Below are 21318 nucleotides of genomic sequence, written 5' to 3' on the forward strand. Positions count from 1 at the left end.
CGCAAGTTTGGTCTTGTTGTGAACAAACTGCGAAGAGAAGATTGTGATTACATAAACTCATTTTGGGAGTAAGGGGAGCCGGAGATGCACTGTTGAAGGCCCATCGAATGACTGCTTCTGGCCGACTCCAGCCAGTTCGCACTCAGTTAGCGCTGCTGAAAAGCAGCCATTCGATCGAAAAAAATCTCAACCACACATTACCGCAATGACATCAGCACCAAGGAGGTTCGTCCCATGTCATTGCAGTGCCCTCGCTGTCACTCCCCCAAAGTCGCTTCTTTCCATCACGCCATGAAGGCCGGCGCTGCTATCGGCGCGGTCGGTGGCATCGCACGTGGCGTTAGCGCTGCTCTGGCTGGCGGCAAGGCCGGCGCAGCGCTCGGCGTAATTGCCGGCCCTGTCGGTATAACCCTGGGCTCGGTATCCGGTGCCATTCTCGGCGGTCTTGCCGGAGGCGTCGGTGGCTGTGCGCTCGGTGCCCAGCTCGGTGAGTCGCTCGACCGCCACGTCCTGGCCCATAACCTCTGCCTGCTCTGCGGTCACCGCTTCAACCTGCCGGCCTGACCCGGCTCTTTCTCTCCTCTTATTTCTCGTCCGGTCGGTGCTGCGCCTGGCGCGGCGTTTTATGCCGACCTGCACCCAAAGGAATCACTCTCATGGCACATCTCGTCGAAACCATGGCCTACGCTGGCGCTACTCCGTGGCACGGCCTGGGCAATCAGCTGACTCAGAAACAGCCCATCGAAGTCTGGCAACGCGAAGCCGGCATGGACTGGCAGATCCTCGAAAGCCCGGTGCATTTCAAATCAGAAGTCGCCGGGCATCTGGGCGCTATCCACTCCTTTCCCGAGCAGAAGGTGCTCTTCCGCTCCGACACCAAGGCGCCGCTGTCGGTGGTCTCGCAGCGTTATCACACCGTGCAGCCTCGGGAAGTTCTGGAGTTCTACAGGGATCTCACCGAGGTCTCCGGCTACGAGTTGGAGACCGCTGGCGTGCTCAAAGGCGGACGCAAGTTCTGGGCGCTGGCGCGTACCGGGCAAGGCGCTGCGCTCAAGGGTAACGATCAGGTGAATGGCTACCTGCTGCTGGCCACTTCCTGCGACGGAACCCTGGCCACCACGGCAACGCCGACCACAGTGCGCGTGGTGTGCAACAACACCTTGACCATCGCCCTGGATGGCACCAGCCGGGCAATCAAGGTACCGCACAACACCCGTTTCGATCCCAAGGTGGTGAAGAAGCAGCTCGGCATCGCCGCCTCGCAATGGGACGACTTCATGTACCGCATGCGCGTGCTGGCCGAGCGCAAGGTTCAGTGGCATGAGGCCCTGGGCTTCTTCATGAACGTGCTGTGCGAGACCAGCCCGACCGGCGCCTTGCCGGAGCAACTGCCCAACGAGCGCGCCCTGCGCAAGGTCCAGGAGCTGTACGAAGGCCGTGGTCGCGGTAGCCAGCTGGACTCGGCGCGCGGCACCGCCTGGGGCCTGCTCAACGCCGTGACCGAATACGTCGACCACGAGCGCCGTGCGCGCAGCAACGAGTACCGCATGGACTCGGCCTGGTTCGGCCAAGGCGCGCAGATCAAGCAACGCGCCCTGGATGCCGCGCTGCAGCTCGCCGCTTAACCCTTACTCACATCAACCCTCGCGCCCGGTCAGCCTTGTGCTGGTCGGGCGTTTTTATGTCTGCAGGTGAATCCCATGAAAGCAACGTCATTGAACAGCAGCACCGGCAAGAAACGCCCTGCCCTGCGCCTGGTCAGCACCAAGGAGCTACCGCGCGAAGACTGGCTGCAGATCCGCAAGCAAGGTATTGGCAGTTCGGACGCTGCCGCAGCCGTAGGACTGAACCCCTACAAGTCGCAACTGGAGCTGTGGATTGAAAAGACCGGGCGTGATGCCGGCATGCCGAAGGCTGATCCTCAGGATGAGGAAAGCCCTATGTACTGGGGCAACGTGCTGGAGCCCATCGTGGCCTGGCATTACAGCAAGCGCACGAAGAACAAGGTACGGCGCATCAATGCCGTGCTCCAACATCCGGATCCGGAGCTGCCCTGGATGCTGGCCAACATCGACCGCGAGGTGATCGGGGCGGACGACGTGCAGATCCTCGAATGCAAAACAGCCGGCATAAACGGGGCACGCCTCTGGAAGGAGGGCGTGCCGGAGTATGTGCAGCTGCAGGTGATGCACCAGCTCGCCGTCACCGGCAAGCAGGCGGCGGATGTGGCGGTACTGCTGGGTGGCCAGATGCTGGAGATCCACCGCATCGAGCGAGATGAGCAGATGATCGCTCGGCTGATCGAGCTGGAGCGAAAGTTCTGGCACTACGTGGAAACCGACACCCCACCGCCGGCCGATGGCACCGCCTCCGCTGAATCAGCCCTGCGCTGCCTCTACCCGGAGGACAACGGCCAGGTCATCGACCTCAGCCAGCATGCTGGTCTGTCAGCGGCTTACATCGAGCTGAAAGCCGTGCGTCAGTCGATTGCCGACAAGGAAAAACGCGAGGCCGAGCTCAAGCAGATGCTGCAGCAGGCCATGGGCGATGCCAGTCGGGTGGAATTCTCCAGCGGCTACGTCAGCTGGCGCAAGGCCAAGGACAGCATCGGTCTCGATGTCGCTCAGTTGCTCCAGGACAAGCCCTACCTGCAGGCCAAGTACCCGCTGCTGAAACCCGGTGCGCGCCGTTTCCTGGTCAGCTGATTTCCGTCTCCATCAACTCTTCCCTCCCCTTGGCCAGTCCATGCAGTTCGCGCTGCGTAGCTGGCCTTTTTTCATTTCCAGGAGAGCCATCATGCTCAAAGGTTTAGCTATCACCCCGCCGGTGCTCGGCCGCATCTCGATAGGCAAGGTCGTCGAGAAGAACGGCAAGCGCCTGCCGGAAAAGGATGACCAGTTCACCATCACCTCACAGGTGCAAGGCAAGGACGGCTGGCTGCTCCACCCGCTCAATGACGAGCTGCGCCAGAGCAAGGACGACAAGCTGCGCAACATTCCGGTACGCCTGCTGTTCAACGAGCCGGAACTGAATTTCCGCGCCGACTACACCTTGTTCGACCGCCAGTCCGGGCGCCCGCTCTGCGTCGGCAATGGCGAAACCTGCAGGCGCGTCACCCAGGACGGCATGCAGACACTGCCCTGCCCTTCGCCGGATGCCTGCCCGCTAGCCAAAGGCAATGCCTGCAGGCCCTACGGCCGGCTGAACGTGATCATCGGCGACGACGATCCGCTGGGCAGCTTCGTGTTCCGCACCACCGGCTTCAACAGCATCCGCACTCTGGCGGCTCGCCTGCATTACTTCCAGGCCATCTCCGGCAACCGCCTGGCCTGCCTGCCGCTGGAGCTGCGTCTGCGTGGAAAGTCCACCCGGCAAAGCCATGGTACGCCGATCTTCTACGTCGACCTGACGGTACGCGGCGGTATGGTGATGACGGAGGCGCTGCAGGCCGCCAATGGGCTCGATGCACAGCGGCAAGCAGCAGGCTTCGATCAGGCCGCCTTGGATGAAGCGGCGCAGCGTGGCTTCGGCAATGGCGCCTTCGAGGACAGCGAGGAAGACTCTGGTGCCATCGCCGAAGAGTTCTACCCCGCCGAGGAAAGCCAATCTCCATCCCCCAACACCTCCCAGCGCTCTGCGAAAGCCAGCCTGGCCGAGAAGCTGGACGCACAAGCCCAGCGCCACACCCCACCGATCGATAACCATCAAGGAGCCCACCATGCGCCTGCACAAGCTGAAGGCCAGTGAATCGACCGGCACCTACCTGGTCGATTCACCGGTCACCGAAACCGACATCCTGCTGATGGCCCGCCAGTTGGCGAGTCTGCGCCTGCGCCGGGGGCGAGCACTGACCTCACCGAAGGAAGTGTTCGGCCACCTGCAGGCGCTGCTGGGCGATTACGAGCATGAGGTATTCGCCCTGCTTCTGCTCGACAGCCGGCACCGGGTGATCGTCTTTCATGAACTGTTCCGGGGCACCCTGGACAGCGCCAGCGTCTATCCCCGAGAAGTCGTCAAGGCTGCCCTGGAGCACAACGCCGCGGCAGCCGTGCTGGTCCACAACCACCCTTCCGGTGATCCGGAACCCAGCCAATCAGATCTCACCCTGACCCACAAACTGCGGGAGGCCCTGAACCTAGTCGGGGTGCGAACGCTGGACCATATCGTGGTGGGCCAGGAGGGCTGCGTATCGCTGGCGGAACTGGGCTACCTGTGAGGAGAACACGACGATGAAGCTACTGCGGATCTTTGCTGCCGTGTTCCTGTTCGCCGGCATCCTCGCGGGCTGCCTGGCCCTTCTGCTGCTGGTACTTCTGATGGTGCGCTTTCCACCACTGCTGATTGCCGTGGTGCTGGCATGCTGGATCGTCAATCGGTTGCTGAAATCTTCACGAGGAGCACCTCGGTAAGCGGCATCATCAGTATGGGCAGTCGCAAGGCTGCCCATACTGGAACAGGAGTATTTTCTTTTTTCCCCTGTTCATCGGGCAATGCTGAATTTCTGGCAGTGTTTGACCAAGCCTCGCAGCCTTATGACGAACAGAGAACCCTGGGCCGCATCGGCCAAGCAGACGAGATTGGGGCCGCCGCGCTCTTCCTGGCGAGCGATGCGTCGAGCTACGTCAACGGCGCCGAACTGTTCGCGGACGGCGGCGCCTCCCAGACCTGAGCAGGCCACCAACCATTCGCTCCGGTTAACGCCGACCCTTAGGTGGATTTCTAAGGAAGCTGCATCGGTGTAGTGCTGGTGCGGATGCTGGACCGTCGCCGTGGTGTCGTGTTGCCGGTGCGGGTATACGTAGAGCCTCCAGGCGGAACCCCGGTAGCGTGTAAGGACTGACGCAAAGGGATCAGCAGATAGGCCATGCTCTAGGTGCCGCTGCGTACACATACATTCTTGGCACCGAACAAGTTCATTTGCTGGATCGGCCGCGACCTTTGCTATGGCGGCATTGTCCTCACGCTGGCCGGCGACGTTGCTTCTGGCGACCTTGGGAGACGGACCAATGCGGCGCCCGCGGCCAATGTGAGCTTGACCTACCTAACTTCAACTTCCTTAGGACACTCTGATGGATGAATTTTCTGGTTCGTTAATCGATCATCTGGGTATTGGTGTTTCGGACATTTCACATGCTCGCGCCTTCTACGAACAAGCGCTGAAGCCGCTGGGGATTACCCTCCTCGCGAGCATAGAAGCCCCCCTCCGCAATCAGCTCCTCGGAGATTGGGCTTCGGCTCTTCTGGCAAGCCATTTCTCTGGGTGCATGCCACCACCTCCCCTAGCATCGGGGCGCATATAGCTTTGATCGCCCAGAGTCATGAGGCAGTCGACGCGTTCCATACGGCCGGGCTGGTCGCTGGGGGTCAAGACAACGGAGCGCCAGGAATCAGGTCCCATTACCACGCCGGATATTACGCGGCCTATGTGCTAGGCCCTGATGAGGTAAATCTGGAAGCCGTCTGCCAAGCATCAGATTGAGAGCTTCAGCTACGAACGAAGTAGCTGCCCGGGGGCGTTATCGTTGATTCCAGAAAATTCGGCTTGATGCGCACCGACTAATCAGCCATTTCCTGCAAAGACTCAGCTATCTGAGTCCCTGTTTTAGGGTTTTGTCGGGGCGTTTTTTCCCACGCCGACAGAATTGAACTGTCGGAAACCAGAGGCTGGCTTACCCTTTACCTTCAGAACCTCTCGCGCAGCATCGCCATCAGATTGCGCGGTTCGCCATAACTCCTCGCATTCCATAAACGCCATGTTTCAACGCTCTCAGGGCGGGTGGCAGCTTCAAGTCGCCTCTAAGCGGGTCCTGTTGAGAGCAATACCTCTCCTAATTCTGGAAATTTAATTTTCACATTTGCGACTGGCGGGGCCCAAAAAAGGCCTGTCCAGCTTCCTGTGGCGATCAGATCACCAGCCCTCAAGGGCCGGTTCTGCGATGCAGCATGCCTCGCCAACCACGGCAGCGAGGCCAGTGGATCAGTGAAGGGATGGCTTCCAACATCAACTATCTGCAGCCGCCCATCCACCCAGACCTCGACTGCCTGCTGCGACCAGTTTGCCGGAGGCTGAGTCGCTTCGCCCAGCACCAATGCGCGGTTGAGTTGCTGATCAGCCAGGCGAAGCAAGGGATGCGCCTGCTCTCCCTGTTGAAAGCGGGTATCACACAGCTCGATCCCGACATGCCATGCATCAATCGCTTCATAGGCTGCTGCATGATCGGAATCGCCATCGACATCTCGCCCAAGTCGCACGATCAGCTCACCTTCGATGCCGAAACGGCTGCAATAGCCCTCAGGGACCGCCCAACCCGATAAATGAATGGAGTGGCTCGGCACGCGCGCAGTGCTGACCAGCCTTCCAGGGCTGCCGCCAAGCTTCCACGCAGTCTCCGACGAGTCACCGAACCAGCCAAGCTCGGCGGCGACAAGTTCCTGAACCTGGTAAGCATCGGCTTCAGTCAGCAAACCAAGCCCGTCATATGGCACATTACGCCGCTGTCGCCATGCTTGGACCAATGCCGCCGCTACCTGGGTCGCGCCGTTCATAGCGGCAGTTCATGCGGGCGACGACGAGTTTGAGCGGGAGCAGGCTTCTGGCACGGTAAAAACTTCCCGCGGCCCGCGGCGCCTCTTGGTTCGCCGTCCCAAACGACCTCTCCTCGTGCCAGCGTTATGGCCGGCCATGCACTCAACTGCATACCTTCATAGGGGGTGTAATCCACATTGTGGTGCAGCATTTCGTTGGTAATGCGTACTGGCTCACCTTCGTTCCAGATGACCAGGTCAGCATCGGCGCCAATTGCGACGCTGCCTTTGCGTGGGTACAAACCATACATTTTTGCGGCATTGGTGGATGTGAGTGCGACGAAACTCTGCGGGGTAATCCGGCCTTTGCGAACACCTTCGGACCAGAGAAGCGCCATTCGCGTTTCGATCCCAGGAATACCATTGGCGACTTGTTCAAACGTCGGGCTTTCACCATGGGCTTTTTTACCGTCGTGGCCTTCGTACCGGAACGGCGCATGGTCCGATGAAAACACCTCGAATGAACCATTTTCCAGGCCGTCCCAGATGACCTGCTGGTTGGCAGGATCGCGCGGTGGTGGGCTGCAGATGCATTTCGCGCCTTCAAAGCTGTCGTCGCATCCGAGCGAAGCCGCCGTCAGGAACAGATACTGAGGACAGGTCTCGGCGTAGACCTTCAGGCCTTTGCTCTGCGCCCAGCGAATCTGCTCGACTGCGTCACGACCAGACACATGGACGATCAGAATTGGCACATCCACCAACTCGGCCAATGCAATCGCTCGATGCGTGGCCTCACGCTCAACCAGCATGGGCCGGGAGGTGGCGTGATAACGGGGCGCGTCCAGGCCTGCAGCCAGCAGGCGCTCGGTAAGCCAGGCGATGCAATCGCTGTTCTCGGCATGCAACATCACCATGGCTCCTTCCCGACGTGCCACCGACAGCGTCTCGAGAATTTCCCGGTCACCGAGCTTCAACGCGTCGTAGGTCATGTAGATCTTGAACGAGGTATAGCCCTCGGCAATCAGAGCGGGCAACTCCCGTTGCAGCACATCAGGCGTGGGGTCAGTCACGATAAGGTGGAATGCGTAATCGATCACCGGCTTGTCGCCAACTCGCCGATGGTAGTCCTCGACAGCGGCACGCAAACTCTCGCCTTTCTGCTGGCTGGCAAAGGGAATGACCGTGGTAGTGCCACCGCAGGCGGCAGATACGGTGCCACTGTAGAAGTCGTCCGCCATGACAGAACCGTCGCCGGTCGGCTGATCCAGGTGCACATGGCTATCGACGCCCCCCGGCGTAACGTGCCGCCCCGCCGCGTCAATCTCTTTCAATCCAGTGGGCAAGTCAGTCGCCAGTGAAACAATTTGTCCATCACGAATGCCGATGTCGCAGGTAAAAATGTCAGCGGCTGTAACCACGCGGGCATTACGGATAACAGTGTCCAGAATTTGCATATCAACCTCTTTCAAGCAGGAGCCAGCCACCGTTATTCCGGGCGTAGCAAGCCACGCCCGGCTGCTCGAAGCGTTCGAACCTACGGGTGGTATCTGGAATCACGGGTTCACATTGCGTCGCTCGAATGCCATGCCTCGCGCGCGCATTACGTAGTCAGAGCATTACATCGCCGCCATTGGGGGACAGTGTTTGCCCGGCATAAAATGCGCCAGCGCTCGAAGCCAGGAGCAAAGCGGTAGGTGCGATTTCATCTACCTGGCCGAAGCGCCCCACCGGCAACTGTGCTTTCTTGGCCTCAAGCCATTGCGCGCTGTGATTGCGCAACAAGTCGGTATCGACCGGCCCCGGCGCAATCGCGTTGACCATCACATTGTGTGGCGCACCCTCATAAGCCAGTGCTCGGGTAAACCCCACCACCCCGGCCTTCGCCGCACAGTAATGCGCCAGCCCTGGCGCGCCCTTGTATGCCAGTTGTGAAGCAACGTTGATGACGCGGCCATACTGGCGTTCGAGCATCCCGGCGAAAAAGGCGCGAGTGACCAGCATCGTCCCGCGCAGATTTATCCCGATGATACGATCCCAATCCTGATCATCGGTCATGGCAAATGGACGGTCGCCGCCACCCACACCGGCCGAATTGACCACGATGTCGACCTGCCCCAAACGCTCCTGCGCCCAGGTGCAGAAACGGTTTACCGCCGCTGGATCAGAGACGTCGCATTCGCTGGCGTGTAGTTCAAGGCCTCGCGAGCGCACGCGATTCTGGAACGCCTCGGCATTCTGATGATCTGCCACATGGCAAATGGCAACTTCTGCACCATGCTCCAGAAACAATTGCGCAATCGCCGCACCGATTCCCCTGCTTGCGCCGGTGATAACAGCCTTGCGGCCCGAAAGATCAAACACGTTACTCATGACCGACTCCCAGTGTTCGAGCGGGATGGACGCTCTGCCAGTGGTTGGCAATATCGATGCGTCGAGTGATCCATACGTCAGGGAAACTCAAAACGTAATCGAGGAATCGCTCCAATGCAGCTGCCCGGGCCGGATGCCCCACCAAGCGCAGGTGCAGACCGACCGACATCATCTTGGGTTGGGTTTCTCCTTCCTTGTAGAGCATGTCGAACGCATCTTTGAGGAAGCTGAACCATTGGCTTCCGGTACTGACGCCAGCCGCGAACTGTCCGTCGTTGTTGGTTAACGAATACGGGATGATCAGGTGAGGTTTGCCGCTTACCTGGGTCCAGAACGGTAACTCGTCCCCGTAGTAATCCGAGTCGTAGGTGAACCCGCCCTCCTCGACCAGCAGCCGACGGGTGTTGACGCTCGGGGAGTAGCGGCAATACCAACCCTGGGGCCGAACGCCCGTTGTACGCTCAAGGGATTCCACCGCTTTACGGATGTGCTCGCGCTCCTGTTCCTCGCTGAGCTGGTAGTGCTGGATCCACCGCCAGCCGTGGGAGCACACATCGAAGCCCGATTCGCGGATGGCTTCACAGGCATCCGGATTACGCTCCAGGGCGAGCGCGCAGCCATAGATGGTCGCTGGCAGGGAACGCTCCTGGAACAGGCGCATCACCCGCCAGAAACCCACTCGGCTGCCATATTCGAATAGCCCTTCAGCGGCCAGATCCCGGCCCTTTACACCGGTATTGAGGCCGCTGCTTTCGGTGAACCACGTTTCGCTACTGTCCTCGCCGTCCTGAATGGACGGCTCCGAGCCTTCCTCATAGTTCATGACGAAATTCAGTGCGAGTCGGGCGCCCCCGGGCCATTTAGGATCAGGAGGATTACGGCCATAGCCGACAAAATCTCGTTGAAGATCACTCATGCTTTCTGCACCTCGAAACTATGAGGAAGGTGAGTCGATTCCAGCCAGCGCGCGTACGCTTGAATGCCGTCATCAAGGGATATTTTTGGCACGTAACCCAGGTCACGGCGCGCCGCATCAATACTGAATTTCTGCTGGAATTCATCGACAGGATCCGCGCCCGGCTCAAGGGCGATATCGGCACCGGGAAAGATAGTGCGCACGACCTGCGCGATCTCTTCAAGCGTTACACGGGTGTCGCCGGTGACGTTGTAGGTGGTGCGTGGCAGCACGGGGGCATCCAGCGCACAAAGCAAGCCCTGAACGGCGTCTTCAACGTGAATGAATTGCCTGGGGAAGTCCGCTCCGAAAGACATTCGGGTGGCGCGCCTGGCCAAGGCATCTTCAATCATCTTACGAATCACACAGTCAGTGGTTCTCCCCGGGCCGTAGACCCAGGACAGTCGAACACTCGCCGCAGACAGCCCATACTGTTCGGCGTAGGCCGTGGTGATGTACTCGGAAGAAACCTTGCTGGCACCGTAGAGGCTGCCTGGCTTGAGTAAAACGTCTTCGTAAGCGGGACCCGACTCGACCACCCCATAAGCACTGGTCGAGGAGCAATACACAAAGCGCCGAACAGCGTGAACACGCGCCAACTCAAGTACGTTGGCGGTACCGACAATGTTCACTTGCACCATCGAATACGGCGCATCACGCGCCACCATTGGCCCGGAAAACGCACCGCAATGAATGATGGAATCGACTCCATCCAGAGCGATGGCATGCAGGCGATGGATATCGCCAAGGTCGCACGCTGTGATCTTGACCCCCTCCTGGGTGACCGAGGCGAGCCGATCCAGTGCCAGCACCGGTCGGCCCTGCTCGACCAGACGACGCACCACCTGGCGACCTACCAACCCTGCCGCTCCGGTGACCAATACCGGTTTGCTTATCGATTGATCGAAACTCATGCGCGCAGCTCCGCCTGTGGGGCGCGCATTGGCGCCTCTTCTCGGACCTCGATAGGCAGTTCGGCCTCGAGCAGCTTGCGGGTATAGGCCTCCTTCGGATTGGCAAAAATCTCCTCCGTCGGGCCTTGCTCGATGATCTTGCCGTGGCGCATCACGGCAACGTAATGCGCCAATGACCGGACTGAGTTCAAATCATGGGTAATGAACAGCGCCGACAGCCCCATACGCTTTTGCAAATCCCGCACAAGGTCGATGATCTGCGCTCGAACCCGGATGTCGAGTGCCGTTGTCGGCTCATCGAAAATCACAAAATCAGGATTGACCGCCAAGGCCCTGGCCACGCCTACGCGCTTCTGCTCGCCGGCCGTCAGCTCATGGGGGTAAACATCTGCCTTGGCCCTGGATATGCCAACCAGATCGAGCAACTCCAAAACCCGCGCCTGTTTGGCCGCGCGGGTCAGCGGTGCGCCCAACTTGAGAGGCTCGGCAACGAGATCGCGCACCCGCCACCTGGGGTTAAGCGCCACATAAGGCTCCTGGAACACCATCTGCATCCGCCGGCGCACGTTTCTGAACTGCTTATCAGAGAGGGTCAGTGTTTCCTGGCCATCGAACCGGATCGAGCCCGAGTCCGATTGCAGTAAACGAACCAGGCATTGGCCGGTCGTGGTTTTGCCGGATCCGCTTTCCCCAACCAGGGCCAAGGTCTCCCCTTTGCGGATGGTCAGCGACACATGGTCTACCGCGCGAACCGGCTCAGTGGAGCCCTCCACATGGAACAACTTCACCAGGTTCGTGACCTCTAGCAGCGGTGCAGCCTCGGCGCCGGGTTGTGCCGGCTGGCCATCCATCGGCAACGGACGTACACGGGCTGCCTCCAGCAACTCCCGGCTATAGGGATGCTGAGGACCATCGTTAAGAAAAGAGCGGATGGTGGTGAGCTCCACCAAACGCCCGGCTTTCATGATGCCGACCCGATCGCAGTAGCTGGCCACCATGCCGAGGTCATGGGTAATCAGAACAACCGCCAGCCCAAGCTCACGCCCTTTTTCCACTAGCAGGTCCAGCACCTGCAGTTGGATCGTTGCATCAAGCCCCAGGGTCGCATCATCGGCGAGCAGAATTTTCGGTTGTGCGATCAACGCCATGGCGATTACCACCCGCTGCGCCATACCACCGGAAAGCTCATGCGGGTAGGCGTGCGCCCTTTTCTCAGGGTTCACAATTCCGACTTGCTCAAACAGGCGAATTGACTCCTGCCATGCGTCTTTTTTGTTGATTCCTCGATGGGCCCGAAGAACTCTGGCGATTTGCTCGCCCACCTTCACTACCGGGTCCAGCAACGATTTAGCGTTGGTTCCGATCAGCGCAACCTCGCCGCCTCGATAGCCGCGTCTTTGCTGCGGTGTCATCGTGGAAATCGCGTGCCCGTTGACCCGTATCTCGCCGTCAACAATGCATCCGTCGCCTGGCAGCATGTCGATAATGGCGCGCGCAAGAAGCGACTTTCCTGCACCTGTCTCACCAACAATGCCGAGAATCTCCCCCTTCTTCAGCGAGAAACTCACTTCCTGTAAGGCAGGCGGCATTGATCGGTCCGAAAACCCGACGCTGATGTTGCGTACCTCAAGTAAGGGTTCGTTGGTGTTTGTCATGAGGAGCTCCTTGTCTGCGGGTCGAACAGTTGCTTGGCCGCGTCTCCGAGAAGCGCAAACGTCAGTACTGAAAAAACGATGGCGAGCCCTGGAAACAGCGCGACCCACCAGATACCCAGGATCATTTGCTGCGCGCCGTTGCTGACCATCAGACCCCATTCCGGAGTAGGCATGCGCACGCCGGCACCGACGAAGGACAGGCCCGCCGTCAGCAGAATGGCCATGCCGATGCTGATGGATATCTGCACGATGGCAGGCGTCAACGCATTTGGCAGGATGTGCTGGAACATGATTGCGCTGTCCGTGGCACCACTGCATCTGGCCGCGGCAATAAACGGACGATCACGCAGCGACAAGACTTCAGCCCGGATCAGCCGGGCGAAGACCGGTGTGAAAAGTACGGCCAGCACAATGGCAACGTTCCATATTTCCTGGCCCATGACGGACACCAGCACCATGCCCAGCACAAACACAGGAAATGACTGGATAAAGTCAAAAAAACGCATCGCCAGGGAGCTGCCCCAGCCTTTGTAGTAGCCAATGGCGAGCCCGAGTGGAACGCCAATGACAAAGGCGATGGCCACGGCGGTCACGCTGATCAGAAGGTTGATTCGGGTCGCGAAAATGACACGGGAAAAAATGTCCATGCCGGACACATCGGTGCCGAAAAAATGAATCAACGATGGCTCTTGCAGTGCATTTATCGGATCAGCGGTTTCCGGCGAGTAAGGGGCAATCCATGGCGCAAAGATGATCGCCACAAACTGAATAGCCAGCAGCACCAGGCCGATGATCAAGGTTGCCTTGCCGGCAACGCTACGCTGTGCAGATAGCGGTCTCATACTTCAATCCTCGGATCAGCAATGCCGTACAGAACATCTACGACGGTGTAAACGATGAGAATGAAAGCGGCAGCGACCAGCACAAATCCCTGTAACGCGGGGTAATCGCTGTTCATGACAGCGGATACCGCGTACTGGCCGAGGCCGCCCCAGGCGAAAATCGTTTCAACCAGAACCGCCGCGCCCAGCAGAAAACCGAAGAGAAAACCGACCATGGTGATGATCGGTGGCAGGCTGTTGCGCATCGCGATCCGAACCAACTGCCATTCAGAAAGACCGCTCGCCCGTGCATGACGAATGAACTCGCTGCGGTAGTTATCGGCGAAAACAATCTGGGTCATCTTCATCAACGCGCCGGCGTTGACGATGGTCAGCGTAAGCACCGGCAACCACAGGCGGCCGACAGCCGAGGCGAATGCGGCGGTATCACCGGCAAGCAACGTGTCTATGGTCAGAAACCCGGTAACGGCTGGCGGCGCAGTGAGTATCGGGTCCAGCCTGCCGAACGGTGCGGGAGCAATGCCGGCGACATTGAACAGAAAGTAGATGAGCAGCAGACCCACCCAGAAGTCAGGCACCGCGCCCGCCGCCAGGCCGTAGACCTTGCTGAACCGATTGATCATTCCGTTGGGCTTGGTCACTGCAACAACCGCAAGCACCACGCTCACCATGATCGTCAGAATCATTGCGTAGGTAATCAGCTCGAGCGTTGCCGGCACCCGGTCGAGCAAATCAACGGCCACAGGGTTGGAGGTGAACATCGACGTTCCCAGGTCACCGTGAACGACCGTTGAAAGGTAGCTCGTGAACTGCGACCAGATGCTGCCGTTGAGGCCCAGCCGCTCGCGCAGGCTCAGAATCTGCTCGGGCGTGGCCATATTGCCTAGCATCAGCAGGGCCGGGTCACCAGGCAGTAAACGAATCAGCAGAAACGTGGCAAGCAGCACGCCAAACATCTGCGGAACAAGAATAGTCAGCCTGGCCAGTACGATACGTAGTGGGCGAGGCAGCGACCGCAATGAATTGCTAAGTCTCATACTGGTTTCCTTGCAAGTAGTCTTGCGCAGCTAGCGGGGCAAAGCACCACCCCGCTGCTGGCTCTACTTATTTCTTGTAGAGGTCGTACCAACTGTTGCTGTTGGGCGTGTACCAACTGAAACCAGCGACATTGGCGCGGGTGGCCAGTTGGTAGCCTGGATTCATCAAAAACACCCAAGGCGCCTCGTCCACAACAATTTGCTGGACGCGCTTCATGCCAGCATCCCTCGCCGCCTCGTCCGTGCTCGACAACGCGTCGTTGATCAGCTTGTCGACTTCGGCATTGTTGAATTTCGGGTAGTTGATAAGTGAGGCGCTGTTAAGCCAGAGATTCGCCACATAAGCCGCATCGGGGACAATGGCCATGTCGCGGAAGAAATACATGGGGATCGTGCCCTTGGAGTACTTCTCCACCAGCGTCGAGGCGGGCAACTTCACCAGTTCCACGTCAACGTTGGCGCGGGCGAACGCGGTCTTGAGGATGACGGCAATCTCTTCCTCGATCTGATCACCGGTACGGTAGCCAAGCTGGGTTTTGAAGCCCGATTCCTGGCCCGCCTCTTTCAACAGTGCCTTGGCCTTCTCCACATCCTGGGTGTACGTGAAATATTCATCGGTATAGGACGGATAGATTTCAGAGATCGGGCTCTTGGTTGCCCGTGCCTTGCCGTAATACACCGCCTTCAGAATATCTTCGCGCGGCACCAGATAATTCAACGCCTGGCGAACCTTGGGGTTATCGAACGGAGGTGTGGTGTTGTTCATTTCAACGCGGTGAATGTAGTTGCCAAACACCTGCCAAATCTTCAGCTGAGGATTCTTCTCCAGCATCGCCAGCTCACGTGGCGAAAGCCATTCGGCTACATCCACGGCCCCAGCTTGCAGTGCTGCCAGGCGGTTGGCCGATGTCGGCATTTCGCGGAATATGATTTTCGAAAGACGCGGCACGCCCCGGTAATAATTCGGGTTGGCTTCGTACACCACCTCCTGGCCTGACTGGAATTTCGTCACCTGATAGGGCGCGAACGAGGCCGAGTGAGTGGCCAGCCAACTGGATGCGTAAGGGTCGTCACTGGTGACGTTCTTGCGGGCAGCAGTGGCGTCCAGAATGCCGAGGTCATTGTTGACCCAGATTCGCTCGATCAGCGGAGAGGTCTTGGGCAAGGTGACCGTGACGGTCATTTCATCCTGCTTCTTGAACGCTTCTTCAAAGGATTTGATGCCGAGGATCTGGCTCATGTACCAGCGGAAATTCGCGTTCTTGTTCCAGCCCCTTTCGAACGACCACATCACATCGTCGGCGGACAGGGTGTTGCCCGCTGCGCTCTTGACGCCACTGCGCAAATGAAAGGTGATCGAGGTTTTGTCGTCTGCCACCGTCCAGCTTTCAGCCAGCGCCCCCACCAGCTTGTCGAAGTTTTCCACCTGCACACCGTCGACGACCTTGGTGTCGTAGGCCAGCAGGCGCTCGTAGATGTTGCGCTTGGCTTCGTGGGTGGCTTCGGTCGGCGGATATTCCTGATCGAGCGACTCAGGCGTGCGAGGGCCTGCAACCACCAGGATGGCGCTCGCATTCTGGGCAAATGCATTCGGAGCAACAGCCCCACCAAGTAGCGAAACGACTGCCAGCGCCTGCGCAGCGGGCCTCAGAAGGAACCGCATTATTTTCGTATTCATAGGATAGGATTCTTGGTTGGAGGTGATTGAGTAAGCCCTTCTCAAATACGAAGACGTGATGCCAATAAACTTATGGCTCACCTCCCCCGCTCTAGAATGGCTGTCTATGGCTTGGGCAGTGAGAGAATCGATAGCTGACATGCAGCCCCAAGATTGTTGCTAAACAATTTGAAATTGTGACAATCACATAGCAATCCCTGTGCCATCGGTGTGACAAAACTTCGCTCCCGGTTTGAACGTCAATGACAATAGTCTTACAGGCCCCGAAATCAGGAACTTCACGATGTGCAACGGGGTAAGCCAACAGCCAGTCAAGCACCAACCAACCCTGGCCGAGTTCTTGCTCACTCTCGGTGCGCACCCATGATTCGTGGTCATTCGAGGTGCACATTTGAACAATCCCGGGTAATTCTGTGACAATCGCTAATTCTTTGGTAACAAACCATGCAGACGGCACCCATGCTCATCGACGACTCACCCACAGCACGTCCTCGCAAAGCCCGCACTACTGGCCAGATTCTTGGAACAGCCGAGAAACGCGACGCCATTTATGAGCGCATCCTGAATGCGGTGATGGAACACCGGCTCATCCCTGGTACCAAGCTTGTGGAGGAGAAGCTTGCCAGCGTATTTGAGGTCAACCGCACCCGCATTCGCGAAGTGCTCGCCCGGCTCGCACATGAAGGTGTTGTCACCACGATTCCCAACCGTGGCGCGTTCGTAGCCAGTCCGTCTGTAGAGGAAGCTCGGCATATATTTAACGCACGCAGGATTCTGGAGCCGGCGCTAATTCGGACGCTCGTAGCGCACGCGGGTGAAAACCAGATCACTCAACTCTATGACCATGTGGCCCTAGAGCGCGCTGCTCGGGAAAACAATGACAAGCGCGCGGTTATTCGCTTGTCTGGAGAGTTCCACCTACGGATCGCAGAAATGGTCGGCAGTCCCCCACTTTTGAAACTTATGCGAGAGCTGTCTTCGCTGACCTGTCTGATTATCCTGTTGTACGACGCGCCCAATGTGCCGGCATGCCCAAACCATGAGCATCTTGAGATCGTGAACGCTATCAAGTCAGGCGAAACTGAGGAGGCGGTCAGGCTCGTGATAGAGCACCTGAATCACATCGAGAACACGCTGGATCTTTCGATAGGGGAAGAACAGGAGGTGGATCTGGACGAAATCTTCGGTTGAACGGTACGAAATTGGGAAGATATTCCGAACCCCTCCTTGCAGAGCATTAAGGTCCATCCCACAACGGTGTTTGCCGCTCCTTCGACACCCGGTTTTAGCTGGTAATTGCACTCCGGACCGAAGCAGAACCAGTCAATCGAACCCTCGTAGTCGATCCGCTCTTGGGTTGCCGCAATCAGAACAGCCAGCCATTCGAGGTTTTCACGACATCTAGCTGCATCAGCGGTGGACGATTCGGGGAAAATAATCGGTGACAGGTGGCGCTTCAGCGACTGCCCGAGCCGTGACTCGTTCAGGCGAAAATCTTCCTCCGGGCAAGCCTGGAGTTTCCTCAGGATAATGCGGTTGTAGAGCTTCCACTGCTGACCGGAACGATCATCGGAAGCGTCTTCAGAAAACGCCTGATAGGCCAGCACGCTGAGGTAGGAAAACAATTCCAGCAGGGATAAGTGCCCAAGCTGTTTTTCAGCGTTGCCAATCAGCTCATCAAAGGGCTTGAGCTGATCCAGCAAACGGTCACAGACACCGAAGAATATCTGCCACTCTCCCCCCACGAGCGCTGCACGAAGCGCAAGCCATAGCGGCGAAGCAGTACGCTCAAACAGCTTCGAGTAGCGGATTGCCCATCTGAGGGTGTCTGGGGCATGGCTGGCCAGCTCCAGCAGTAGGTCGACACTGACTGCATTGTCGAAGAGCAGCACCCGACTGAGAGCAAGGCTTGCCAGCTCGGAGCGAGTGACCGCCTCCGCATCATGCCAAAACGGTGCTGAAGCCAGGCCAGTCGCGCGGTCAAGTGCAGAGAGGTTTTTACCTGCAGGCCGCTGATCCAAGAAATGATGCAAAGATTCATCAAGAGCACGGCCTTTGCCGAGTGCAGGCTGATTCCTTTCATACACCGACTGGTAATGCTGCCGGCATCGTTCTCCTTTCTCTGTCATCCCACAGCACTCACAGCAGCCTTAGATTCCTGGACAGAGCCTAAACCATCGGCCGACCAGGACTCCACAGGCACCGCGCTAGCGTCCAGCACGCTGGCAACCCACCAGATCACCAGCGCGAGCTTGAACTACCGACCCAACCTGCGTGATCAATATGGTCGCCAGGGGAGCGAACCGATTAGTCGCCCCGCAAGCCTTTCTTTGCCTGCCCCTTACGCAAGCAACGAGCACCAACCGGCTTGAGTCGCAGGTGTTGATCATTCTTGACCAGGTAACGCATGGCGTAATGCACGTTACCCCGCGCGTTCAGGTCTCGCCGGTGGATCAGGCCAATGCCAAGCCTGTCTTGGTATTTATCCTTTTCGAGGTTGCAGTTGTTGAAGCAGCCCTGACCACGGGTAATGCGCTCCCACAGCTCACCGATCCGCTGGGCCTTGTAGATGTCGGCATTCACTTCAGCACCGTTGAAGAAGAACGCAGCATGGATGTGATAGCCCCGATCCTCGCCTTGCTCAACGCTGCAGATGTAGCCGGTTTCATGGTCAAAAATCAGGTTACGCTCACGCTCAGCAATCAACCGATTCAGGTCGTCGAATACGCGCTCCACACGCAACCTCGCTTGGACCTCTGTCCGGTAATACAGATCAACCCTGACCACGCAGGTACGGGCATAGCGATCAAGCACGGCATCCACGTAGCTACCGATCTCGATCTCCTGCTGAATAGCCAGGTAGCGCTGGTCAGCGTCCCGACGCATGAACCTCTTTTGGGTGCGGAGAGTACGGATGCACTTGGTCAGTTCGTTCAGTGTCTCGCTGGTGCTCAGGTAGCGTGTTCCGTCCTCGCTCAAGCAGGTAATGCCACATGGGCTGAGCTCAACCCCAATGGTCTGGCAGGCTTGCTGAAAGAGGCTCAAGTGCCAGCTGGATTGGTACTCCACATCTCCCTCGAACAGCGCGATCATCTGCTCGATCCCATCGAAGTACTTTGACAGCCTGGTTTCACTGACCAGTTCATCACCATGCTTCGAGTATCTGATTCGGTAGGCTTGGCTATCTGAACGCTGGATGGCGTTGATGAGACGCTCAATCCGGATAGAGGTATCGGACCGGGATGGACTGGTGTGGGTGTTTCGTTTGGTCATGGTTGTGTACCTGATTAGTTTTTGGCATATCAGGTACGTGATGTGTATTTTTTCACCGATGACCTAACCCATAGGCAGGGTGTTAGAGTTCGTGCTGCCATTAGAGCTCAGGCTATTGCGTGGTTATAAATTGATAGTCCAGAGCTATATAACTAGATCCCGATCCAAGCCCCAGCGGCCACCCCAGGCTGGCCGAGCAATGGGAGCAACATTGCTCGGCCAGCCGAGAGATTCGCCGCGCTTAACGTTGGGAGAGTTAGCTGAGAACTTTGCCCCCCAACGGCATAAACGCCATGACCAGCCTTAGCGAGTCATGGCGTTTATGATCGGCTCTACTTGGCTACACTTAGGCGGCTGGTGGAACGCATTGCAGCCTCCTCCGCCAGGTCACGCTCTTCGATCCTGGCCAGAATCCAATCAAAGACCTCGCTTTCGACAAATCCAATTGATCTATCGCCTAGCGAGACCGGGGAAACGAACCTGCCTTCCCCGATGTACTTGTACAGGGTCGACCGAGACAGGCCAGTTGTATCGATTACCTCTTTCAATCGCATGATTCGCATGAGCAGGCTCCTCTGTATGGCTCAGAGGATCTGCGGTGGCGGTAAAAAATGACCGGCCTGTAGCTCGCCTAGGGTGCCTTGGTCAAAAGCGCCACCTCATAGCGCAGCGCCAGGTCCAATGCATCCTCTCGCACATACGAGTCAAGCCTCCCTCCGCGCACGTCCCATACCCAAAGACATGTATTGCTGGCTCTGGGGGCTGGATAGACAACCAGCGACACAATGCTCCAGCCATCGCTTCTGACTGGAGCAGGGATGAGTCTAACCAGCTGGGGCCTGTATCCTTGCCACACTTTCATTCGGCGCAGCCCTTTGTAGATGCTCTCGGCCCATCTACACGCTTCAGCATGGAAGCTTTCCATCAAGCCATCCCATGGGCCAGGCACACCCCGATCAGCACCAACAGTCAGTGGCCCACCCAGCTCACCAGCAATCCTTTCAAGAACTGCCGCTTTAACGTCAACAAGCTCGTACTCAGGGGCCGCCCAAATAGCCGTCAGCAGGTGGGATGTATGGCTTGCCAGCTTGTGATAGAGCATATCCAAAGCTCTAGGCCCCAATACTTTTAGTGCCTCTGTCGTAGGCATTGCCGATTCAAGCATGTCGTACTTGTTCGGCCCCTGAGTTGCGTACACCACCAATCCCCGCTGCCTCTGCTTCACACGGAGCTGTGGGTGATCAAGGTTCAGGTAGTAAATGCTCGTGACCTTTGAGCCAACGAAAACCCCATTCGACAGCCCCGGCACATAGCTACGAACGAACCCCAAGCTCAAAAGACGCTTCAATTGATGCTTGATCGATAAGGAGTCGAGTCCAGTCATGGCCCTGAGCCTCGGCCCTCCAAGCCCAGTCACGACACCGCACTCGTCAGCCTCGCTGAGAAGAGCGGCCAATAACATCCGGGAGGCAGCCCCCAGCCGCCCCTTGGCACCAGGGGCAGCAGGTCGACCGTCTTTGCGGGTAGCGGAGCGGGATGACTTTTCCTCCTGATCTGTCGATGCCGACGTTTCACCCTCTCCAACTGCGTAAATGTCCGGCTCAAGAAAAAGGCGAAGCATTAGCTCTTGGTGGGTGAATTCTCTGCCTACTTCGGCGAGCACTCTAAGCAAGCGCTCCGAGGCAACGTATCCAACACCAGGACGCCCAACCCCGCCTTCCTGCTTGCTTTCCCTCAGAAGCCTAGCCCTGACCAACTCTTGCGATGCGTCCCGGACAAATCTCTCCGTCAAGCAGAGCTGCTTCGCTACCGACTTGATCTTGTAAGGGGCCTCCAGACTCAAGTCATTCATGCATAGAAATGCTTGCAGGAAGAATCTTGATTCAGCCTCAACATCAATCTTCAAGAAGGCTATCATAGCTCTTAACCTAAAATTTCATGATCAAATTAGATCAGACTTTATACCCTATTTTCCCACAAACCATAATTCATGTAACAGGACGATTAACACATCCTGTAATGAATGAGTTAACCTTACCATTAAACACGCATGACGTATGCCAATTAAC

General features: G+C 57.9%; 21 protein-coding genes. 8 read left to right on the plus strand and 13 right to left on the minus strand.

The window, feature by feature from the left end; all coding sequences use genetic code 11:
* The first annotated feature begins 234 nt into the window (after positions 1–234).
* From A7K61_RS33645 to A7K61_RS33125, 7 genes are all read left to right on the plus strand, one after another.
* Positions 235–564 carry a hypothetical protein gene (locus tag A7K61_RS33645; protein WP_074059157.1) on the plus strand — a complete coding sequence of 110 codons (330 nt, stop codon included), beginning with the start codon at positions 235–237 and terminating at the stop codon, positions 562–564.
* Between the two features lie 92 nt (positions 565–656).
* Positions 657–1625 (plus strand): DUF932 domain-containing protein, encoded by a 969-nt coding sequence (locus A7K61_RS10395; RefSeq protein ID WP_017736596.1) that lies wholly within the window; start codon positions 657–659, stop codon positions 1623–1625.
* A gap of 75 nt (positions 1626–1700) precedes the next feature.
* The gene (locus A7K61_RS10400; protein ID WP_019818805.1) at positions 1701–2705 is read left to right on the plus strand and encodes a YqaJ viral recombinase family protein; all 1005 of its coding nucleotides are present in this window, start codon (positions 1701–1703) and stop codon (positions 2703–2705) included.
* A gap of 91 nt (positions 2706–2796) precedes the next feature.
* Positions 2797–3747, plus strand: a complete 951-nt coding sequence (locus A7K61_RS10405) for a hypothetical protein (protein ID WP_017736598.1) — start codon at positions 2797–2799, stop codon at positions 3745–3747.
* Positions 3719–4216, plus strand: coding sequence for a DNA repair protein RadC (radC, locus tag A7K61_RS10410; protein ID WP_017736599.1), 498 nt, complete (start codon positions 3719–3721; stop codon positions 4214–4216). Before A7K61_RS10405 ends, radC begins: the two co-directional genes overlap by 29 nt.
* A 13-nt stretch (positions 4217–4229) precedes the next feature.
* On the plus strand, positions 4230–4409 hold the full coding sequence (locus tag A7K61_RS10415) for a hypothetical protein (protein WP_017736600.1): 180 nt from the start codon (positions 4230–4232) through the stop codon (positions 4407–4409).
* Between the two features lie 14 nt (positions 4410–4423).
* Entirely contained in the window at positions 4424–4669 is a 246-nt protein-coding gene (locus tag A7K61_RS33125; protein WP_256203226.1) for an SDR family oxidoreductase, read from the plus strand.
* 1127 nt (positions 4670–5796) lie between these two features.
* On the opposite strand, the gene A7K61_RS10420 is transcribed toward A7K61_RS33125, so the two are convergent.
* From A7K61_RS10420 to A7K61_RS10460, 9 genes are all read right to left on the minus strand, one after another.
* The gene (locus tag A7K61_RS10420; RefSeq protein WP_019818812.1) at positions 5797–6546 is read right to left on the minus strand and encodes a fumarylacetoacetate hydrolase family protein; all 750 of its coding nucleotides are present in this window, start codon (positions 6544–6546) and stop codon (positions 5797–5799) included.
* Positions 6543–7979, minus strand: coding sequence for a dihydropyrimidinase (gene hydA, locus A7K61_RS10425; protein ID WP_017736604.1), 1437 nt, complete (start codon positions 7977–7979; stop codon positions 6543–6545). The genes A7K61_RS10420 and hydA overlap by 4 nt, the downstream gene beginning before the upstream one ends.
* Positions 7980–8133: 154 nt before the next feature.
* Positions 8134–8895: an SDR family NAD(P)-dependent oxidoreductase gene (locus A7K61_RS10430; RefSeq protein WP_017736605.1), complete on the minus strand. Its 762-nt coding sequence runs from the start codon at positions 8893–8895 to the stop codon at positions 8134–8136.
* Positions 8888–9811, minus strand: a complete 924-nt coding sequence (locus tag A7K61_RS10435; protein WP_019751963.1) for an allantoinase PuuE — start codon at positions 9809–9811, stop codon at positions 8888–8890. Before A7K61_RS10435 ends, A7K61_RS10430 begins: the two co-directional genes overlap by 8 nt.
* On the minus strand, positions 9808–10764 hold the full coding sequence (locus tag A7K61_RS10440) for an NAD(P)-dependent oxidoreductase (RefSeq protein ID WP_017736607.1): 957 nt from the start codon (positions 10762–10764) through the stop codon (positions 9808–9810). The genes A7K61_RS10435 and A7K61_RS10440 overlap by 4 nt, the downstream gene beginning before the upstream one ends.
* Entirely contained in the window at positions 10761–12419 is a 1659-nt protein-coding gene (locus tag A7K61_RS10445) for an ABC transporter ATP-binding protein (RefSeq protein WP_017736608.1), read from the minus strand. The genes A7K61_RS10440 and A7K61_RS10445 overlap by 4 nt, the downstream gene beginning before the upstream one ends.
* A complete protein-coding gene (locus A7K61_RS10450) occupies positions 12416–13216 on the minus strand; it encodes an ABC transporter permease (protein WP_017736609.1) in 801 nt (266 codons plus the stop codon). The genes A7K61_RS10445 and A7K61_RS10450 overlap by 4 nt, the downstream gene beginning before the upstream one ends.
* A 41-nt stretch (positions 13217–13257) precedes the next feature.
* Entirely contained in the window at positions 13258–14298 is a 1041-nt protein-coding gene (locus A7K61_RS10455; protein ID WP_017736610.1) for an ABC transporter permease, read from the minus strand.
* A gap of 67 nt (positions 14299–14365) precedes the next feature.
* Positions 14366–16057, minus strand: a complete 1692-nt coding sequence (locus A7K61_RS10460; RefSeq protein ID WP_254814061.1) for an ABC transporter substrate-binding protein — start codon at positions 16055–16057, stop codon at positions 14366–14368.
* Between the two features lie 378 nt (positions 16058–16435).
* Between A7K61_RS10460 and A7K61_RS10465 the strand changes: the two genes are divergently transcribed.
* Positions 16436–17167, plus strand: a complete 732-nt coding sequence (locus A7K61_RS10465) for a GntR family transcriptional regulator (RefSeq protein WP_231980899.1) — start codon at positions 16436–16438, stop codon at positions 17165–17167.
* On the opposite strand, the gene A7K61_RS33650 is transcribed toward A7K61_RS10465, so the two are convergent.
* From A7K61_RS33650 to A7K61_RS10480, 4 genes are all read right to left on the minus strand, one after another.
* On the minus strand, positions 17095–18105 hold the full coding sequence (locus tag A7K61_RS33650) for a hypothetical protein (RefSeq protein ID WP_156796360.1): 1011 nt from the start codon (positions 18103–18105) through the stop codon (positions 17095–17097). The two genes, A7K61_RS10465 and A7K61_RS33650, sit on opposite strands and share 73 nt — an antisense overlap.
* A 178-nt stretch (positions 18106–18283) precedes the next feature.
* Positions 18284–19249 carry an inovirus-type Gp2 protein gene (locus tag A7K61_RS10470; RefSeq protein ID WP_017736614.1) on the minus strand — a complete coding sequence of 322 codons (966 nt, stop codon included), beginning with the start codon at positions 19247–19249 and terminating at the stop codon, positions 18284–18286.
* Positions 19250–19581: 332 nt separating this feature from the next.
* A complete protein-coding gene (locus A7K61_RS10475) occupies positions 19582–19812 on the minus strand; it encodes an AlpA family transcriptional regulator (RefSeq protein WP_017736615.1) in 231 nt (76 codons plus the stop codon).
* 68 nt (positions 19813–19880) lie between these two features.
* Positions 19881–21167: a hypothetical protein gene (locus tag A7K61_RS10480; protein ID WP_017736616.1), complete on the minus strand. Its 1287-nt coding sequence runs from the start codon at positions 21165–21167 to the stop codon at positions 19881–19883.
* Positions 21168–21318: the final 151 nt, after the last annotated feature.

The organism is Pseudomonas sp. AP42 (assembly GCF_001728935.1).
Taxonomy (GTDB): Bacteria; Pseudomonadota; Gammaproteobacteria; order Pseudomonadales; family Pseudomonadaceae; genus Aquipseudomonas; species Aquipseudomonas lactis.

What these genes read in the sequence shown, in the direction of transcription:
- A7K61_RS10405 (WP_017736598.1), top strand. Translation starts at nt 2,797, where the DNA reads ATGCTCAAAGGTTTAGCTATCACCCCGCCGGTGCTCGGCCGCATCTCG.
- A7K61_RS10420 (WP_019818812.1), bottom strand. Translation starts at nt 6,546, where the DNA reads ATGAACGGCGCGACCCAGGTAGCGGCGGCATTGGTCCAAGCATGGCGA.
- A7K61_RS10465 (WP_231980899.1), top strand. Translation starts at nt 16,436, where the DNA reads ATGCTCATCGACGACTCACCCACAGCACGTCCTCGCAAAGCCCGCACT.
- A7K61_RS10480 (WP_017736616.1), bottom strand. Translation starts at nt 21,167, where the DNA reads ATGATAGCCTTCTTGAAGATTGATGTTGAGGCTGAATCAAGATTCTTC.
- A7K61_RS10470 (WP_017736614.1), bottom strand. Translation starts at nt 19,249, where the DNA reads ATGACCAAACGAAACACCCACACCAGTCCATCCCGGTCCGATACCTCT.
- A7K61_RS33125 (WP_256203226.1), top strand. Translation starts at nt 4,424, where the DNA reads ATGGGCAGTCGCAAGGCTGCCCATACTGGAACAGGAGTATTTTCTTTT.
- A7K61_RS10440 (WP_017736607.1), bottom strand. Translation starts at nt 10,764, where the DNA reads ATGAGTTTCGATCAATCGATAAGCAAACCGGTATTGGTCACCGGAGCG.
- radC (WP_017736599.1), top strand. Translation starts at nt 3,719, where the DNA reads ATGCGCCTGCACAAGCTGAAGGCCAGTGAATCGACCGGCACCTACCTG.
- hydA (WP_017736604.1), bottom strand. Translation starts at nt 7,979, where the DNA reads ATGCAAATTCTGGACACTGTTATCCGTAATGCCCGCGTGGTTACAGCC.
- A7K61_RS10455 (WP_017736610.1), bottom strand. Translation starts at nt 14,298, where the DNA reads ATGAGACTTAGCAATTCATTGCGGTCGCTGCCTCGCCCACTACGTATC.
- A7K61_RS10445 (WP_017736608.1), bottom strand. Translation starts at nt 12,419, where the DNA reads ATGACAAACACCAACGAACCCTTACTTGAGGTACGCAACATCAGCGTC.
- A7K61_RS10430 (WP_017736605.1), bottom strand. Translation starts at nt 8,895, where the DNA reads ATGAGTAACGTGTTTGATCTTTCGGGCCGCAAGGCTGTTATCACCGGC.
- A7K61_RS10400 (WP_019818805.1), top strand. Translation starts at nt 1,701, where the DNA reads ATGAAAGCAACGTCATTGAACAGCAGCACCGGCAAGAAACGCCCTGCC.
- A7K61_RS10395 (WP_017736596.1), top strand. Translation starts at nt 657, where the DNA reads ATGGCACATCTCGTCGAAACCATGGCCTACGCTGGCGCTACTCCGTGG.
- A7K61_RS10435 (WP_019751963.1), bottom strand. Translation starts at nt 9,811, where the DNA reads ATGAGTGATCTTCAACGAGATTTTGTCGGCTATGGCCGTAATCCTCCT.
- A7K61_RS33650 (WP_156796360.1), bottom strand. Translation starts at nt 18,105, where the DNA reads ATGACAGAGAAAGGAGAACGATGCCGGCAGCATTACCAGTCGGTGTAT.
- A7K61_RS33645 (WP_074059157.1), top strand. Translation starts at nt 235, where the DNA reads ATGTCATTGCAGTGCCCTCGCTGTCACTCCCCCAAAGTCGCTTCTTTC.
- A7K61_RS10415 (WP_017736600.1), top strand. Translation starts at nt 4,230, where the DNA reads ATGAAGCTACTGCGGATCTTTGCTGCCGTGTTCCTGTTCGCCGGCATC.
- A7K61_RS10475 (WP_017736615.1), bottom strand. Translation starts at nt 19,812, where the DNA reads ATGCGAATCATGCGATTGAAAGAGGTAATCGATACAACTGGCCTGTCT.